This window comes from Yersinia ruckeri ATCC 29473 (assembly GCF_000754815.1).
Taxonomy (GTDB): Bacteria; Pseudomonadota; Gammaproteobacteria; order Enterobacterales; family Enterobacteriaceae; genus Yersinia; species Yersinia ruckeri.
Map to the genome: position 1 here is coordinate 1353300 of NZ_KN150747.1, position 17060 is coordinate 1370359.

Here is a 17060-nt window from a genome sequence, read left to right on the forward strand (position 1 = left end):
GGAGGATGTCAAATCGGTTTGTTTCTTCTCAAACATATCCGGTAACGCGGAATAGTCGACGACAGTATTCAAGGAAGTAGCCATAAGCCACGCCCATCACCATCGAAACCACGGCGTTACTGGCAACCGCGGTAGCAATTTGCTGGAAGTCGGCACCTACGATCCACAAAATAATAGCGTAAACCGGTGATTGAAAACTCACATAAGCCAGCAAATCAGCCAGATTTTTTGCCCAACCAGAATGGTTGCCGTGACGGCGGGCAAACCGGATAAAACTATCCCGATACATACCATAAGGCCAAGCAATAAGAATATTTACCGGAATCGACAGCAAGCGCGAAGACAGCGATTGTTCAAAACTCATCCCGGAAACCAGAATTTCGATCACCATACCGGTTATAAAGCAATAAACCACCAGAGCAAAAGTATCAGCAGCGGCACTACGTAAACGAGAATCAGTAGAAAACATCGTTCTAACCTCCCAAATAGGGAAAAAATCTGTGGATAGATTAAATACCCTTCATTTCTTTATTTAATGTTTATTTTTTTCAACTATAGCAGTCTATTGTTTTAACTTTTCCTGCAAAAGTAGTGTACATCACTGCCTTGATTATTATAACTAGCTGAAAATTTCTTTTTTTAACATTTGCCTGATTTTTATACGTTTAACTGGTCTGGAAAAACCTCTTTGTGGTGAATTACGCGGAGGGATACATGTTTACTGTTACAAAACATATGGTTAGATTTGGCTAGGGCATGGTTCGAAGGAAGATTGATAATATCGAGGGTCAAAAAAAGCGATTTCAATACGTCATTCTAATTTGGGATTTTTCTTATTATTCTTATTTTTATTAAAAAAGACTACTTAATCAGCGTTTAATAATTTATTTCAAAATAGATTCATCCTCTGCTGGGAAATTGAAGTAAAATACGGGTCAGCCAATACCGTACAATTTTAAAGGTATTATTCGCTGCTGAGTTACAGCCAGATGGCGGCGTCGGATAATTCTTTGCTGCCGCCAGTAACGACGGGATATACGCGCAGTTCCGAATATTTCGGTATGTGCAATTTTTATACTGAAAATGAGATATCCCTTGCAGAAGGAATTAATGTGACAATTAATTTATAAATTAATTGTTATGTAATCAGTAATATCATTTGTTGGAAAAATAGCCGTTTTATCATGATGTTAATTTCCGCACTGCCAACTGAAAATGCCCCTTCTACGAGATATATCTCAAAATAGACCCATAAATATTGCTAAACCGCATCTGCTCTGGCTTGACAAGGTTTTCATACCATCCGTAAACTCTTTAATGTGGGGATTTGTGGGATAAAGTGGCAAATAAGGCCATGAGGGGTAACTCAACCATGTTTCGTGGGGCAACGGTGGTTAACCTCGACAGCAAAGGGCGGCTTGCGGTACCAACCCGTTATCGGGATTTGCTGAACGAGGAAATGCAAGGACAGATGGTCTGCACCATTGACCTTCACCAACCATGCCTGTTGCTTTATCCACTGCCCGAATGGGAAATTATTGAACAAAAGCTATCTCGTCTATCAAGCATGATTTCCGCTGAACGTCGTATTCAACGTTTACTACTGGGACATGCCAGTGAATGCCAGATGGACGGTTCTGGGCGTTTGTTGATTGCCGCTACATTGCGTCAGCATGCCGGACTGAGTAAAGAAGTGATGCTGGTTGGACAGCTCAATAAATTCGAGCTGTGGGATGAACAGACCTGGTATCAACAAGTCAAGGATGACATAGACGCACAACAGTCGACTCAGGAACCTTTATCTGAGCGGCTACAGGACTTATCGCTATAAGCATGGTAGATCACTATAAGCACACAAGCGTGCTGTTGGATGAGGCCGTTAACGGTCTGAATATTCGCAGCAACGGCATTTATATCGACGGTACTTTTGGTCGTGGTGGCCATTCACGTCTGATTTTGTCCCAACTTGGGCCAGAAGGACGTTTGATTGCAATTGACCGGGATCCGCAGGCAATTGAAGCGGCAAAATCGATTACCGATCCGCGTTTCTCAATCGTACATGGTCCATTTTCCGAATTGGCACATTATGTGCGAGAGCTGGATTTGGTCGGGAAAATTGACGGTGTACTGCTGGATCTTGGCGTTTCTTCGCCGCAGTTAGATGATCCTGAGCGCGGTTTCTCCTTTATGCGAGACGGGCCATTGGATATGCGGATGGATCCTTCACGCGGTATCTCTGCCGCTGAATGGTTGATGAAAGCCGGAGCTGACGACATTGCTTGGGTATTGAAAACCTTCGGTGAAGAGCGTTTTGCCAAGCGTCTGGCTCGTGCCATTGTTGAACGCAACCTGACTCAGCCGATGACACGTACGACAGAACTGGCGAATTTAATCGCTAACGCCAGCCCGTTCCGTGAGAAGCACAAACACCCGGCCACGCGCAGCTTCCAAGCGATCCGTATTTATATCAACAGCGAGCTGGAAGAGATTGAGCGGGCTTTGGAAGGTGCACTGGAAGTTCTGGCTCCTGCTGGTCGTCTTTCTGTCATCAGTTTCCACTCCCTTGAAGATCGTATTGTTAAAAACTTTATTCGTAATCAAAGCCGTGGGCCAAAAGTGCCAGCAGGGTTGCCATTAACGGAAGAGCAATTACAAAGTCTGGGTGGACGTAATTTGAAAGCCGTAGGGAAAATGATGCCTTCCGATGCGGAAGTGGCAGAAAACCCTCGGGCGCGTAGCTCGGTATTGCGTTTTGCTGAGAGGATTAACGCGTGATAGGACACGAACGCCACGGCTTGGTTGGGGTGATTGGCGCGGACTTGATCCGTAATGCCAAAATCCCTTTGATTCTGCTGGTCGCGGTGTTGGTGTCTGCGGTGTTGGTGGTGACGACCGCTCACCGCACGCGATTATTGACCGCCGAACGTGAGCAATTGGTGCTGGAGCGTGATGCTCTGGACATCGAGTGGCGCAACTTGATTCTGGAAGAGAACGCCTTGGGCGATCATAGCCGTGTCGAACGCATCGCGACTGAAAAATTGCAAATGCAACACGTTGATCCGGCACAAGAGAACATTGTGGTTAAACAATGAATAAATTTGCTATCACCATGACTCGGAGTAGCCAAGGTAACGCATGAAAGCAGCGCGCACCGGTAAGTTGAAACGGCAGGAAGAACAAGCCAGCTTTATAAGCTGGCGTTTTGCATTGCTGTGCGGCTGTATCTTGTTGGCTTTAGTTGGCTTGATGCTACGTACCGCCTATCTGCAAGTCATCAACCCGGATAGGCTGGTGCGCGAAGGGGATATGCGTTCGCTGCGCGTTCAGGCTGTGCCGACAGCCCGTGGCATGATCAGCGACCGCGCCGGAAGGCCTCTGGCCGTTAGTGTGCCGGTTAATGCTATTTGGGCCGATCCAAAGGAATTGCATGATCGGGGCGGAATCACTCTGGATACACGCTGGAAGGCATTGTCCGATGCGCTGGGTGTTCCTCTCGATCAATTGGTTTCCCGCATTAACGCCAACCCGAAAGGGCGTTTCGTCTATTTGGCTCGTCAGGTTAATCCCGCGATTGGCGATTACATTCACAAGCTGAAACTGCCAGGTATTTATCTGCGCCAAGAATCACGTCGTTACTATCCAGCCGGTCAGGTTATGGCTCACATTATTGGTGTAACCAATATTGATAGTCAGGGGATTGAAGGCGTTGAAAAAAGTTTTGATCGTTGGCTAACCGGTCAGCCGGGTGAGCGTACGGTACGGAAAGACCGCTATGGTCGGGTCATTGAAGATATCTCTTCTGTAGACAGTCAGGCGGCGCATAACCTGGTGCTAAGCGTCGATGAACGCTTGCAGGCGCTGGTTTACCGTGAGCTGAACAACGCGGTTGCTTTTAACAAGGCAGAATCAGGTACGGCAGTGCTGGTGGATGTTAGCACCGGTGAAGTGCTGGCGATGGCCAATAGTCCCTCTTATAACCCGAACAATCTGACCGGTACGCCGAAAGAAGCCATGCGTAACCGGGCAATCACCGATATTTTTGAGCCTGGTTCTACCGTCAAACCGATGGTCGTGATGACCGCATTACAGCACGGTGTCGTGAAAGAAAATAGCGTGCTTAATACTCTGCCTTACTCCATTAGTGGCCATCAGATCAAAGACGTGGCGCGTTATGCTGAGTTATCGGTAACCGGGATTTTGCAGAAGTCGAGTAACGTTGGTGTTTCTAAACTGGCGTTAGCGATGCCATCCTCAGCGTTAGTAGATACTTACTCACGTTTTGGGTTTGGGAAAGCGACCAATTTGGGGTTGGTCGGAGAAAGTAGTGGCTTATATCCAAAAAAACAACGGTGGTCCGACATAGAGAGGGCCACCTTCTCTTACGGCTACGGGCTAATGGTAACGCCGTTACAATTAGCGCGTGTCTATGCAACGATTGGCAGTCTCGGCATATATCGCCCGCTGTCGATTACCAAAGTTGATCCGCCGGTTGCCGGTGAACGTATCTTCCCTGAGTCCATTGTTCGTACCGTGGTTCATATGATGGAGAGCGTGGCATTACCGGGTGGTGGTGGTACCAAGGCGGCTATCAAGGGTTATCGTATTGCTATTAAAACCGGTACCGCCAAAAAGGTCGGGCCGGACGGTAAATATGTGAACCGATACCTTGCCTATACTGCCGGTGTTGCCCCGGCAAGTAACCCTCGATTTGCTCTGGTGGTGGTTATCGACGACCCACAGGGTGGAAAATATTACGGTGGTGCGGTTTCTGCACCGGTATTCGGCGCAATTATGGGTGGCGTGCTGCGCACCATGAACATCGAACCGGATGCATTACCCACCGTTGATAAAAGCGAATTAGTGACTAATACAAAAGAGGGTTCAGGTGGCAGATCGTAACTTGCGCGAATTACTCGCTCCTTGGGGGCTTGATGTCCCGGGGCGTGCGCTACGGGAAATGACATTAGACAGCCGTGTCGCGGCTGCCGGGGATCTGTTTGTCGCCGTTGTCGGCCACCAGACGGATGGGCGGCGTTATATTCCGCAGGCTATCGCCCAAGGAGTGGCGGCGGTGATTGCCGAGGCTGAAGGGATTGCGGCGGATGCCAGTATAACGGCAATGCACGGTGTCCCGGTAATCTATCTGAGTAATCTGAATCAGCATTTATCCCGACTGGCTGGGCAATTTTACCAACAACCTGGCGCGGCACTGCGTTTGATCGGCGTGACTGGCACCAACGGCAAAACCACCACCACACAATTATTGGCGCAATGGAGCCAGGCGCTGGGCGAAACCAGCGCGGTGATGGGAACCGTAGGCAACGGTTTATTGGGGCAGGTAATACCGACAGAAAATACCACCGGTTCTGCCGTAGATGTACAACAGGTATTGCATTCACTGGTTGAGCAAGGTGCCACCGTTGCGGCAATGGAGGTTTCTTCCCACGGCCTGGTACAAAATCGTGTTGCTGCGCTACCGTTTGCTGCCGCGGTGTTCACTAACCTGAGCCGTGATCATCTGGATTACCACGGTGATATGGCGAGTTATGAATTGGCTAAATGGCTGCTGTTCTCCACTCATCAGTCCGAACACAAAATTATCAATGCTGACGATGATGTCGGGTTACGTTGGCTCAGCCAGTTGCCACAGGCGGTTGCCGTCAGCATGGAAAACAAGGTTCCTCAGGGCTGGAGTGGCCCGTGGTTATCAGCCAGCCACGTTGATTACCATGATAATGGTGCAACCATTAACTTTGACTCCAGTTGGGGTAAAGGCCAGCTGGACAGTCGCCTGATGGGAGCGTTTAACGTCAGTAACCTGCTGGTTGCGCTTTCTACCTTGTTATCACTAGATTATCCACTGGCTGATTTACTGGCCGCAGCGCCGCAGTTGCAGCCGGTGTGTGGCCGGATGGAAGTGTTTAACGCACCGGGTAAACCGACGGTCGTGGTGGATTATGCCCACACGCCAGATGCGTTGGAAAAAGCATTGGCGGCCGCACGGTTGCATTGCAAAGGTCAGTTATGGTGCGTATTTGGCTGTGGCGGCGACCGTGACAAAGGTAAGCGCCCACTTATGGGGGCTATCGCAGAACAACTGGCCGATCGCGTCGTGGTTACCGATGATAACCCGCGTAGCGAAGAGCCGCAGGCGATTGTCGCCGATATTCTTGGCGGTTTGATGGATGCGGGTCGTGTACTGGCGATTCATGGTCGAGCAGAAGCGGTGACCAGCGCAATTATGCAGGCCAAAGAAGATGATGTAGTACTGGTGGCCGGTAAAGGTCACGAAGACTATCAATTGGTGGGGCACCGTCGCCTGGATTACTCCGACCGCATTACGGTCGCGCGTTTGTTGGGGGTGGTGGCATGATTCCCATTTCTCTACAACAACTTGCGCTACAGCTCGATGCTGAACTGGTCGGCAACGACGGTATGATTACCGAAGTAACTACCGATACGCGTAAGGTAACGGCAGGCTGTCTGTTTGTGGCATTGAAAGGTGAGCGTTTTGACGCACATGATTTTGCGGAAAATGCGATAGCCGCAGGTGCTGGGGCTTTGCTGGTAAGTAAGCGCTTATTGGTGGATGTGCCGCAAATCGTGGTGAAGGACACTCGTCTTGCTCTTGGTCAGTTTGCTGCCTGGGTACGTCAGCAGGTGCCAACCAACGTGGTGGCGCTGACGGGTTCTTCTGGCAAGACCTCGGTTAAAGAAATGACCGCTGCGATTCTGCGTCAATGCGGTAATGTGCTGTATACCGCGGGTAACTTTAATAACGATATCGGCGTGCCGTTGACGCTACTGCGTCTAACGCCAGAACATGATTTTGCCGTTATCGAGTTGGGTGCTAACCACATTGGTGAGATTGCTTACACCACCGATTTAAGTCGTCCAGAAGCCGCGCTAGTGAATAATCTGGCAGCTGCACATCTGGAAGGTTTTGGATCGTTGGCAGGGGTTGCGCAAGCTAAAGGCGAAATTTTCGCCGGCCTACCCGCCAACGGTATCGCGATTATCAACGCCGATAGTCATGATTGGTCGCACTGGCAGACTACGCTGGCGCATAAACAGGTTTGGCGTTTCTCGCCACTGGGCGGTGAAGATATCGATTTTTATGCCACCGACTTGCGCATTGAACAGCAAGGCATGAATTTCACGCTGCATTCTCCTTTTGGTCATGTTGTCGTTTCACTGCCGTTACCAGGCCGCCACAATGTGGCTAACGCTTTGGCGGCGGCGGCTTTGGCTATATCGGTTGGGGCTGATTTAGACGCTGTTCGTGTCGGGCTGTCTCAGTTGAAGGCGGTGCCGGGGCGTTTGTTCCCGCTGGTGTTGGCCGACGGGAAATTGCTGCTGGATGACACTTATAACGCCAATGTGGGTTCGATGACGGCGGCAGTGCAGGTCTTGGCAGAAATGCCGGGCTACCGGGTGATGGTCGCGGGTGACATGGCAGAACTAGGTGAAACTGCCGAGGACTGCCACCGCCAGGTTGGTAACGCCGCCAAACTGTCCGGTATTGATAAGGTATTAACTGTTGGCACATTAAGTCAACTGATCAGCAGTGCCAGTGGTCATGGCGAACATTTTCACGATAAGAGCGCGTTGACGGCTCGTTTGGCAGCGTTGTTGTCCCAACATCAAGTTATCACCGTATTAATCAAAGGGTCACGTAGTGCTGCCATGGAAAGCGTAGTGCAGGCGTTACAGGAGAAAGCATCATGTTAGTGTGGTTGGCTGAGTATCTGGTCAAATTTTATTCCGGTTTTAACGTCTTCTCTTATTTGACGTTTCGCGCCATTGTCAGTCTATTGACCGCTCTGTTTATCTCTTTATGGATGGGGCCGCATCTGATCGCCTATTTACAGAGGCTACAAATTGGTCAGGTTGTGCGTAATGACGGCCCAGAATCTCATTTCAGCAAACGCGGTACGCCAACCATGGGCGGGCTGCTGATCCTGTTCTCCATCACCATTTCGGTATTGATGTGGGCTTATCCGTCCAATCCCTACGTCTGGTGTGTACTGTTTATTCTGATCGGTTACGGCATCATCGGTTTTATCGATGATTACCGTAAAGTGGTTCGTAAAAATACTAAGGGCTTGATAGCTCGCTGGAAATACTTCTGGCAGTCAGTGATTGCATTGGTGGCCGCTTTTGCCATGTACAGCATTGGTAAAGACACCTCAGCCACGCTGTTGGTGGTGCCTTTCTTTAAAGATGTCATGCCACAGCTAGGGCTGATGTATATCTTGCTGGCTTACTTTGTCATCGTTGGAACCAGTAATGCCGTTAACCTGACTGATGGTTTGGATGGATTGGCGATCATGCCTACAGTTCTGGTTGCTGCCGGTTTTGCTTTGGTCGCTTGGGCAACGGGCAACGTCAATTTCGCCAGCTATCTGCATATTCCCTATTTGCGCCATTCCGGTGAGTTAGTGATTGTCTGCACTGCCATTGTCGGTGCGGGTCTCGGCTTCTTGTGGTTCAACACCTACCCGGCACAGGTGTTTATGGGTGACGTCGGTTCCTTGGCTCTGGGCGGAGCCTTAGGCACTATCGCGGTATTATTGCGCCAGGAATTCCTGCTGGTGATCATGGGCGGGGTGTTTGTGGTAGAAACGCTGTCGGTGATTTTGCAAGTCGGTTCCTTTAAGTTACGCGGGCAACGAATATTCCGCATGGCACCGATTCATCATCACTATGAACTGAAAGGCTGGCCGGAACCGCGCGTGATCGTGCGCTTCTGGATTATTTCGCTGATGCTGGTCCTGATTGGCCTGGCGACGCTGAAGGTGCGGTAATTATGGTGGATTATCAGGGTAAACAAGTCGTCATTATTGGGCTGGGGCTAACCGGTCTCTCCTGCGTTGATTTCTTTATGACTCGCGGTGTGACGCCACGGGTTATGGATACCCGTATCAATCCGCCTGGCCTAGATAAACTGCCAACCAGTTTGGAGCGCCATTTGGGCGATCTGAATCAGCAATGGTTACTGGATGCGGATCTGATTGTTGCCAGCCCAGGCATGGCGTTAGCGCATCCTGCATTGAGTGCGGCTGCGGATGCTGGTGTTGAAATCGTCGGTGATATTGAACTGTTCTGCCGTGAAAATCAGGCACCTATCATCGCTATTACCGGTTCGAACGGCAAAAGTACCGTGACTATGCTCGTTGGCGAAATGGCGAAAGCGGCTGGCTGGCAAGTGGGCGTCGGCGGCAATATCGGTGTACCAGCGCTGACATTACTGAAGCAAGAAAATCAATTGGTGGTTTTGGAGTTATCCAGTTTCCAGCTTGAAACGACCTCCAGCCTGCAAGCAACAGCGGCGACGATCCTTAACGTGACCGAAGACCATACGGATCGTTATCCTTTTGGTTTACAACAGTATCGCGCTGCCAAACTGCGTATCTATGATAACGCAAAAATCTGCGTAGTGAATGCCGATGACGCGCTAACTATGCCAGTCCGTGGTGCCGACAGCCGTTGCATCAGTTTTGGCGTTGATGTTGGCGATTATCACCTGAACAAGCAACAGGGTGAAATCTGGCTGCGGGTCAGTGGTGAGAAAGTATTGAACACCCGTGAAATGAAGCTGACGGGTCGCCACAATTATACCAATGCCTTAGCGGCGCTGGCGCTGGCGGATGCTGCGGGTATCCCGCGCTCTTCCAGCCTGAAAGCATTAACCACTTATGCTGGTTTGGCTCACCGCTTCCAACTGGTGTTTGAAAACCACGGCGTGCGTTGGATCAATGATTCCAAAGCGACCAATGTTGGTAGCACTGAAGCGGCACTGGACGGCTTACACATCGATGGAACCTTGCACCTGCTGTTGGGGGGCGACGGTAAATCGGCTGACTTCTCTGGACTTACGCGTTTCCTGCAAGGGGACAAAGTACAGGTGTATTGCTTTGGACGTGACGGTGAACAGCTGGCACAGCTCCGGCCTGAAGTATCGCAACTGACTGACACCATGGAACAAGCAGTGAAATTACTGGCGCCGACGCTAAAAGCAGGCGATATGGTCTTGTTGTCACCGGCTTGTGCGAGTTTGGATCAGTTCCGCAACTTTGAACAACGGGGCACAGAATTTGCCCGTCTGGCGGAGGAACTGGGCTGATGCGCATGCTGGGGCTAGGGTTGTTTAACACATTAAAGCACTGGGTCATGGGATCGCGGGAAAGCGACACCACCAGTATGGTGCTTTATGACCGAACCCTGCTGTGGCTGACGTTTGGTTTGGCTATTGTCGGTTTTGTGATGGTGACATCAGCATCGATGCCGATAGGTCAGCGATTGGCGGGCGATCCTTTCCTGTTTGCCAAGCGCGACGCGCTGTATCTTGGTTTGGCTTTGGGCTTGTCATTGGTCACGCTGCGTATCCCTATGGACGTGTGGCAGCGTTATAGCAATATAATGCTGTTGCTTTCTATTACGTTGCTACTGATTGTACTGGTCGTGGGAAGCTCGGTGAATGGTGCCTCCCGCTGGATCGCCATTGGTCCGCTGCGTATTCAGCCTGCCGAGCTTTCCAAGCTGTCATTATTTTGCTACTTGGCCAGTTATCTGGTGCGTAAGGTTGAAGAGGTTCGCAGTAACTTCTGGGGCTTCTGCAAACCCATGGGTGTCATGGTGATACTGGCGGTATTGCTGCTGGCTCAGCCGGATTTGGGTACCGTGGTGGTATTATTTGTCACCACGCTGGCGATGCTGTTTTTGGCGGGAGCCAAAATGTGGCAGTTCCTGGCGATTATCGGCTCTGGAATCTTTGCCGTTTGTCTGCTGATTATTGCCGAACCCTATCGTATGCGCCGGGTCACTTCCTTCTGGAATCCGTGGGAAGATCCGTTTGGCAGTGGCTATCAGTTGACTCAGTCACTGATGGCATTTGGTCGCGGTGAATTCTGGGGACAAGGACTGGGTAATTCGGTGCAAAAACTCGAGTATTTACCGGAAGCGCATACCGATTTTATTTTCGCTATTTTAGGCGAGGAACTCGGCTATTTCGGTGTGGTTTTGGCTCTGTTAATGGTATTCTTCGTCGCTTTTCGTGCTATGTCCATTGGTCGTCGAGCATTAGAGATTAATCAGCGGTTTTCCGGCTTTTTGGCCTGTTCAATTGGTATCTGGTTCAGCTTCCAGGCGCTGGTTAACGTTGGGGCCGCGGCTGGGATGTTGCCGACCAAAGGTCTGACGCTTCCCCTGATAAGTTACGGTGGTTCAAGTCTGTTGATTATGTCAACAGCCATAGTGTTACTGCTACGTATTGATTTTGAAACGCGACTGGCAAAAGCCCAGGCGTTTGTAAGGAGTGCCCGATGAGTGGGAAAACCAAGCGTTTAATGGTGATGGCCGGTGGCACCGGTGGGCATGTGTTCCCCGGATTGGCTGTTGCTCATCATCTGATGGCGCAAGGCTGGCAGGTGCGTTGGTTAGGCACCGCCGATCGCATGGAAGCCGATTTGGTCCCCAAACATGGCATTGAAATCGACTTTATTCAGATTTCTGGTTTACGCGGCAAAGGGCTGAAAGCCCAATTGACGGCTCCGGTGCGAATTTATCGCGCCATTCGTCAGGCACGCAAAATCATGCGTGATTACCAGCCGGATGTCGTGCTGGGCATGGGGGGCTATGTTTCCGGCCCCGGCGGTTTGGCAGCGTGGATGAATGGTATTCCGGTGGTATTGCATGAGCAAAACGGTATCGCCGGTTTAACCAACCGCTGGCTGTCGCGTATTGCCAGCAAGGTGTTACAGGCGTTCCCCGGAGCTTTTCCTCACGCTACGGTTGTGGGCAACCCAGTTCGTACCGATGTGCTGGCATTACCGCTACCCACAGAACGCCTGGCGCACCGAGAAGGGCCAACCCGTGTGCTGGTGATTGGCGGTAGTCAGGGGGCGCGAGTGCTGAACCAGACCATGCCGCAGGTAGCGGCAAAGTTGGGTGATAAAATTACGCTGTGGCATCAAGTTGGTAAGGGCGCATTGGCTGAAGTCGAACGCGCCTATCAATCGGTCGGGCAGACGCAGCATAAGGTCACCGAATTTATTGACGATATGGCGGCGGCTTATGCTTGGGCTGATGTGGTGGTGTGCCGTTCCGGTGCGCTGACGGTGAGTGAAGTGGCGGCTGCGGGTTTGCCCGCTATTTTCGTGCCATTCCAGCATAAAGATCGTCAACAGTATTGGAATGCCTTGCCGCTGGAAAAGGCCGGTGCGGCAAAGATTATCGAACAGCCACAGTTTAATGTGGAAGTTGTCACTCAATTGCTAGAACAGTGGGACAGACCCACATTGCTGACGATGGCACAACAGGCAAGAACGGTTGCTATTCCTGATGCGACCGAGCGAGTGGCGGCGGAAGTCATTGCAGCGGCCAAATCCTGAGACAGAAATATGCCTGATAACACGCTGTAGCGTGAAAAGTAACGGGCAGAGTTAATGAACAGTTGGCGTTTAACGCGGGCTGTGAATACGCAACAAATTACATAGTGAAGAGAACCGTGAATACACAACAACTAGCGAAACTACGTACTATCGTGCCCGAGATGCGACGCGTCCGGCACATTCACTTTGTCGGCATTGGTGGTGCTGGCATGGGTGGTATCGCTGAAGTGTTGGCAAACGAAGGCTACCAAATTAGTGGTTCTGACCTTGCGCCAAATTCGGTCACTCAGCAGTTGAGTGCATTGGGCGCACAGATTTATTTCCATCATCGTCCAGAAAATGTTCGTGACGCCAGCGTAGTGGTTGTTTCAACGGCGATTTCTGCGGATAACCCGGAGATTGTTGCTGCGCGTGAAGCGCGGATTCCCGTGATTCGCCGCGCCGAAATGCTGGCCGAGCTCATGCGTTATCGCCATGGTATTGCCGTAGCCGGGACACACGGTAAAACCACGACTACGGCGATGGTTTCCAGTATTTACGCGGAAGCGGGTCTGGATCCTACTTTTGTTAACGGTGGTTTGGTGAAGGCCGCCGGTGTGCATGCGCGTTTGGGTTCTAGTCGTTATCTGATAGCAGAAGCTGATGAGAGCGATGCCTCTTTCCTGCATTTGCAACCGATGGTGGCGATTGTGACCAATATCGAAGCCGACCATATGGAAACTTATCAGGGTGACTTCGAAAATTTAAAACAGACGTTTATCAACTTTTTACACAACCTGCCGTTCTATGGCCGCGCAGTGATGTGCGTGGACGATCCTGTGGTGCGTGAGTTATTGCCGCGCGTAGGCCGCCACATCACCACTTACGGCTTCAGTGATGACGCAGATGTGCAGATTGCCAGCTATCGGCAAATTGGGCCGCAGGGTCACTTTACTCTACGCCGTCAGGATAAATCTTTGCTGACGGTGACCCTGAATGCACCGGGTCGCCACAATGCGCTTAACGCCGCTGCTGCCGTGGCAGTAGCGACCGAAGAAGGCATCGATGATGAGGCAATTTTACGCGCCCTAAGCAGCTTCCAAGGTACGGGGCGTCGTTTCGATTTTCTCGGCAATTTCCCGTTGGAGAAGGTGAACGGTAAAAGCGGCAGTGTGATGCTGGTGGATGATTATGGTCATCACCCGACGGAAGTCAGTGCCACGATTAAAGCGGCACGTGCAGGTTGGCCGGACAAACGTATCGTTATGGTTTTCCAACCGCATCGTTATACCCGTACTCGCGATTTGTACGATGACTTTGCCAATGTGCTGGAAGACGTGGATGTCTTGCTGATGTTGGATGTCTATGCTGCTGGCGAGACAGCGATTCCGGGGGCTGATAGCCGATCGTTGTGCCGGACAATCCGTAACCGTGGGCAGTTGGATCCGATTCTGGTGTCAGACAGCGACAGCGTACCGTCAGTATTGGCAAAGGTACTCAATGATAATGACCTGATTCTGGTTCAAGGTGCCGGGAATATTGGCAAGGTTGCACGCAATCTGGCCGAAACCAAATTGCAACCACAGACAAAAGAGGAGGAACACCATGGGTGAGAAAGTTGCCGTATTGCTAGGTGGTACCTCCGCTGAACGTGAAGTGTCGTTGCTGTCGGGTCAGGCGGTTTTAACCGGGCTACGGGAAGCCGGTATTGATGCGTATCCTATTGATACTCGTGACTTTCCTGTCACTCAGTTAAAAGAACGAGGTTTCGATAAAGCCTTTATTGCATTGCACGGCCGTGGGGGTGAAGACGGTACTCTGCAAGGCGTATTGGACTTCCTGCAATTGCCTTATACCGGCAGTGGCGTGATGGCATCAGCGCTGACGATGGACAAGTTACGTAGCAAATTGGTGTGGCAGGCTTCCGGTTTGCCTGTTTCTCCCTTTATTGCCCTGTCTCGTCAACAATTTGAAACACTTTCTTCAGGTGACTTCGCTGCCGGTATCGCTAAGCTTGGCCTGCCGCTCATTGTCAAGCCAAGCCGTGAAGGCTCTAGTGTGGGGATGAGCAAGGTCAATCATGCCAGCGAATTGAATGCGGCATTGCAAGAAGCGTTTCGTCACGATAATGACATATTGATCGAAAAATGGCTCAGTGGCCCGGAATTCACGGTGGCAATGCTGGGTGACGAGGTTTTACCTTCAATTCGTATTCAGCCAACCGGTGTTTTTTACGATTATGAAGCGAAGTATCTATCTGATACTAAACAGTATTTTTGTCCGAGTGGTTTAGGTGAGCAACAAGAGCAGCAATTGGCTGAACTGGCTCGTCAGGCATACCAGGCGCTAGGTTGCAGCGGCTGGGGACGGGTTGATGTCATGCAGGACGGTGACGGTGGTTTCTATCTGCTGGAGGTTAATACCTCGCCGGGTATGACCAGCCACAGTCTAGTGCCGATGGCAGCCAAACAGGCTGGGATGAGCTTCTCCCAGCTAGTCACGCGTATTCTGGCGTTGGCTAACTGATATGTCGCAAGCAGCCCTGAACGCACGGGAACGTGTCGCAGAAGCCGAAACCCGAGCCGCTCGTCGAAGTAACGGCGGTCAACTGGCAGGTCTGGTTTTCCTGCTGATGGTGCTGGGCACGGTGATGTGGGGGGGTTGGGCCGTAGTGGGGTGGATGAAAGATGCCAGCCGACTGCCACTGTCAAAATTGGTCGTAACCGGCGAGCGCCATTACACCACTAATGATGATATTCGTCAGGCGATCCTGGCATTAGGCGCACCAGGTACCTTTATGACGCAGGATGTGAATATCATCCAGCAGCAAATTGAACGGTTACCTTGGATTCAGCAGGCCAGCGTGCGTAAACAATGGCCGGATGAGCTGAAAATCCATCTGGTGGAATATGTTTCGGTCGCTCGCTGGAACGATCTGCATATGATTGATGATGCAGGGAAATCGTTCAGTGTGCCTTCAGAGCGCGTAGGCACTCAGAAACTGCCGTTACTGTATGGGCCTGAAGGCAGTGAACAGGATGTTCTTGAGGGCTACCGGGCAATGAGTAAGATTTTGGCGGCCAATAAATTTACGCTGAAAATGGCAGCAATGACTGCACGCCATTCTTGGCAACTGGCCTTAGATAATGACGTTCGGCTGGAACTGGGTCGGGATGACCGCATGGGGCGTTTACAACGTTTTATGGAATTGTATCCGATGTTAGAGCAGCAGCCAGACAAGCGGGTCAGCTATATCGACCTGCGTTATGACACTGGCGCTGCCGTGGGATGGTCCCCAGTATTTATCGACCCGCAGGGCGGTAATCAGCAGAACAGTAATCCGCAACAGAATCAGGCACAGGCAAAACAACAATGATCAAGTCGACGGACAGAAAACTGGTAGTAGGTCTCGAGATCGGCACGGCAAAGGTCTCCGCATTGGTAGGGGAAGTTCTGCCCGATGGCATGGTCAACATTATTGGGGTGGGCAGCTGCCCGTCCCGTGGTATGGATAAGGGTGGCGTTAACGATCTCGAATCGGTGGTGAAATGCGTCCAGCGTGCGATCGATCAAGCAGAGTTGATGGCAGATTGCCAAATTTCCTCTGTTTATCTGGCATTATCGGGTAAACATATAAGTTGTCAGAATGAAATCGGGATGGTTCCTATTTCAGAAGAGGAAGTGACTCAGGAAGATGTAGAGAACGTAGTGCATACCGCGAAGTCGGTACGTGTGCGTGACGAACATCGGATCTTGCATGTTATCCCACAAGAATACGCGATTGATTACCAGGAAGGGATCAAGAATCCGGTCGGTCTTTCCGGCGTGCGGATGCAGGCCAAAGTACACCTGATTACCTGCCATAACGATATGGCGAAGAATATTGTCAAAGCGGTTGAGCGCTGTGGTTTGAAAGTCGATCAGCTTATTTTTGCCGGTCTGGCCGCCAGTTATGCGGTACTGACCGAAGACGAACGCGAATTAGGTGTTTGTGTGGTAGATATCGGCGGCGGCACTATGGATATGGCGGTTTATACTGCTGGCGCGCTGCGCCACACCAAAGTGATCCCCTACGCCGGGAATGTGGTTACCAGCGATATAGCCTATGCCTTCGGGACACCACCGACGGATGCGGAAGCGATTAAAGTTCGACACGGCTGCGCGCTCGGGTCGATTGTCAGCAAGGACGAAAGTGTAGAAGTGCCAAGTGTTGGCGGACGACCTCCTCGTAGTCTGCAAAGACAGACACTGGCCGAGGTGATTGAACCACGCTATACCGAACTGCTGAATCTGGTAAATGATGAGATTTTACAATTGCAGGAACAATTACGTCAGCAAGGCGTAAAGCACCATTTGGCAGCAGGTATTGTCCTGACTGGCGGTGCGGCACAAATTGATGGCTTGGCTGAATGTGCACAGCGGGTGTTCCATGCTCAGGTACGAATTGGGCAGCCGCTTAATATTACCGGGCTGACGGATTATGCGCAGGAACCTTATTACTCCACTGCTGTTGGGTTATTGCATTACGGTAAAGAATCTCATCTCAGTGGTGAGTCAGAAGTAGAAAAACGTGCCTCAGTGGGCAATTGGTTTAAACGTATCAATAGCTGGCTGAGAAAAGAGTTTTAATGTTTCAATAAAGAGATCATGCTGAACATATTTTTTGATCTCGAAGCGACAGGCACAAAA

At 50.9% G+C, this 17060-nt stretch carries 15 protein-coding genes; 14 read left to right on the forward strand and 1 reads right to left on the reverse strand.

Going from position 1 to position 17060, the window contains the following annotated elements; genetic code table 11:
* Positions 1–28 precede the first annotated feature (28 nt).
* Entirely contained in the window at positions 29–469 is a 441-nt protein-coding gene (locus tag DJ39_RS05950; protein ID WP_004719057.1) for an L-alanine exporter AlaE, read from the reverse strand.
* A gap of 903 nt (positions 470–1372) precedes the next feature.
* Here DJ39_RS05950 and mraZ point away from each other — a divergent pair.
* From mraZ to ftsA, 14 genes are all read left to right on the forward strand, one after another.
* Positions 1373–1831, forward strand: coding sequence for a division/cell wall cluster transcriptional repressor MraZ (mraZ, locus tag DJ39_RS05955; RefSeq protein WP_038240874.1), 459 nt, complete (start codon positions 1373–1375; stop codon positions 1829–1831).
* 2 nt (positions 1832–1833) lie between these two features.
* Positions 1834–2775, forward strand: a complete 942-nt coding sequence (gene rsmH / locus DJ39_RS05960) for a 16S rRNA (cytosine(1402)-N(4))-methyltransferase RsmH (RefSeq protein ID WP_038240871.1) — start codon at positions 1834–1836, stop codon at positions 2773–2775.
* Positions 2772–3092 carry a cell division protein FtsL gene (gene ftsL / locus DJ39_RS05965; RefSeq protein WP_038240869.1) on the forward strand — a complete coding sequence of 107 codons (321 nt, stop codon included), beginning with the start codon at positions 2772–2774 and terminating at the stop codon, positions 3090–3092. The genes rsmH and ftsL overlap by 4 nt, the downstream gene beginning before the upstream one ends.
* 43 nt (positions 3093–3135) lie before the next feature.
* Entirely contained in the window at positions 3136–4899 is a 1764-nt protein-coding gene (locus DJ39_RS05970; RefSeq protein WP_004719061.1) for a peptidoglycan glycosyltransferase FtsI, read from the forward strand.
* On the forward strand, positions 4886–6373 hold the full coding sequence (gene murE, locus DJ39_RS05975; protein ID WP_038240867.1) for a UDP-N-acetylmuramoyl-L-alanyl-D-glutamate--2,6-diaminopimelate ligase: 1488 nt from the start codon (positions 4886–4888) through the stop codon (positions 6371–6373). The genes DJ39_RS05970 and murE overlap by 14 nt, the downstream gene beginning before the upstream one ends.
* The gene (murF, locus tag DJ39_RS05980; RefSeq protein ID WP_038251224.1) at positions 6370–7731 is read left to right on the forward strand and encodes a UDP-N-acetylmuramoyl-tripeptide--D-alanyl-D-alanine ligase; all 1362 of its coding nucleotides are present in this window, start codon (positions 6370–6372) and stop codon (positions 7729–7731) included. Before murE ends, murF begins: the two co-directional genes overlap by 4 nt.
* Entirely contained in the window at positions 7725–8807 is a 1083-nt protein-coding gene (gene mraY, locus DJ39_RS05985) for a phospho-N-acetylmuramoyl-pentapeptide-transferase (protein ID WP_038240863.1), read from the forward strand. Before murF ends, mraY begins: the two co-directional genes overlap by 7 nt.
* A 2-nt stretch (positions 8808–8809) precedes the next feature.
* Entirely contained in the window at positions 8810–10126 is a 1317-nt protein-coding gene (gene murD / locus DJ39_RS05990) for a UDP-N-acetylmuramoyl-L-alanine--D-glutamate ligase (protein WP_004719064.1), read from the forward strand.
* The gene (gene ftsW, locus DJ39_RS05995) at positions 10126–11328 is read left to right on the forward strand and encodes a cell division protein FtsW (protein ID WP_038240861.1); all 1203 of its coding nucleotides are present in this window, start codon (positions 10126–10128) and stop codon (positions 11326–11328) included. Before murD ends, ftsW begins: the two co-directional genes overlap by 1 nt.
* A complete protein-coding gene (gene murG / locus DJ39_RS06000; protein ID WP_038240860.1) occupies positions 11325–12392 on the forward strand; it encodes an undecaprenyldiphospho-muramoylpentapeptide beta-N-acetylglucosaminyltransferase in 1068 nt (355 codons plus the stop codon). The genes ftsW and murG overlap by 4 nt, the downstream gene beginning before the upstream one ends.
* A 116-nt stretch (positions 12393–12508) precedes the next feature.
* A complete protein-coding gene (gene murC, locus DJ39_RS06005) occupies positions 12509–13984 on the forward strand; it encodes a UDP-N-acetylmuramate--L-alanine ligase (RefSeq protein ID WP_038240859.1) in 1476 nt (491 codons plus the stop codon).
* A complete protein-coding gene (locus DJ39_RS06010; protein WP_038251225.1) occupies positions 13977–14897 on the forward strand; it encodes a D-alanine--D-alanine ligase in 921 nt (306 codons plus the stop codon). The genes murC and DJ39_RS06010 overlap by 8 nt, the downstream gene beginning before the upstream one ends.
* A 1-nt stretch (position 14898) precedes the next feature.
* A complete protein-coding gene (gene ftsQ / locus DJ39_RS06015) occupies positions 14899–15747 on the forward strand; it encodes a cell division protein FtsQ (RefSeq protein WP_004719068.1) in 849 nt (282 codons plus the stop codon).
* A complete protein-coding gene (gene ftsA / locus DJ39_RS06020) occupies positions 15744–17000 on the forward strand; it encodes a cell division protein FtsA (protein WP_038240853.1) in 1257 nt (418 codons plus the stop codon). The genes ftsQ and ftsA overlap by 4 nt, the downstream gene beginning before the upstream one ends.
* The last annotated feature ends 60 nt before the right edge of the window (positions 17001–17060 follow it).

Excerpts from the sequence above, each read along its gene's own strand:
- murG (WP_038240860.1), top strand. The coding sequence starts at position 11,325 with ATGAGTGGGAAAACCAAGCGTTTAATGGTGATGGCCGGTGGCACCGGT.
- ftsA (WP_038240853.1), top strand. The coding sequence starts at position 15,744 with ATGATCAAGTCGACGGACAGAAAACTGGTAGTAGGTCTCGAGATCGGC.
- murF (WP_038251224.1), top strand. The coding sequence starts at position 6,370 with ATGATTCCCATTTCTCTACAACAACTTGCGCTACAGCTCGATGCTGAA.
- DJ39_RS05950 (WP_004719057.1), bottom strand. The coding sequence starts at position 469 with ATGTTTTCTACTGATTCTCGTTTACGTAGTGCCGCTGCTGATACTTTT.
- DJ39_RS06010 (WP_038251225.1), top strand. The coding sequence starts at position 13,977 with ATGGGTGAGAAAGTTGCCGTATTGCTAGGTGGTACCTCCGCTGAACGT.
- ftsW (WP_038240861.1), top strand. The coding sequence starts at position 10,126 with ATGCGCATGCTGGGGCTAGGGTTGTTTAACACATTAAAGCACTGGGTC.
- ftsQ (WP_004719068.1), top strand. The coding sequence starts at position 14,899 with ATGTCGCAAGCAGCCCTGAACGCACGGGAACGTGTCGCAGAAGCCGAA.
- mraZ (WP_038240874.1), top strand. The coding sequence starts at position 1,373 with ATGTTTCGTGGGGCAACGGTGGTTAACCTCGACAGCAAAGGGCGGCTT.
- rsmH (WP_038240871.1), top strand. The coding sequence starts at position 1,834 with ATGGTAGATCACTATAAGCACACAAGCGTGCTGTTGGATGAGGCCGTT.
- DJ39_RS05970 (WP_004719061.1), top strand. The coding sequence starts at position 3,136 with ATGAAAGCAGCGCGCACCGGTAAGTTGAAACGGCAGGAAGAACAAGCC.
- mraY (WP_038240863.1), top strand. The coding sequence starts at position 7,725 with ATGTTAGTGTGGTTGGCTGAGTATCTGGTCAAATTTTATTCCGGTTTT.
- murD (WP_004719064.1), top strand. The coding sequence starts at position 8,810 with ATGGTGGATTATCAGGGTAAACAAGTCGTCATTATTGGGCTGGGGCTA.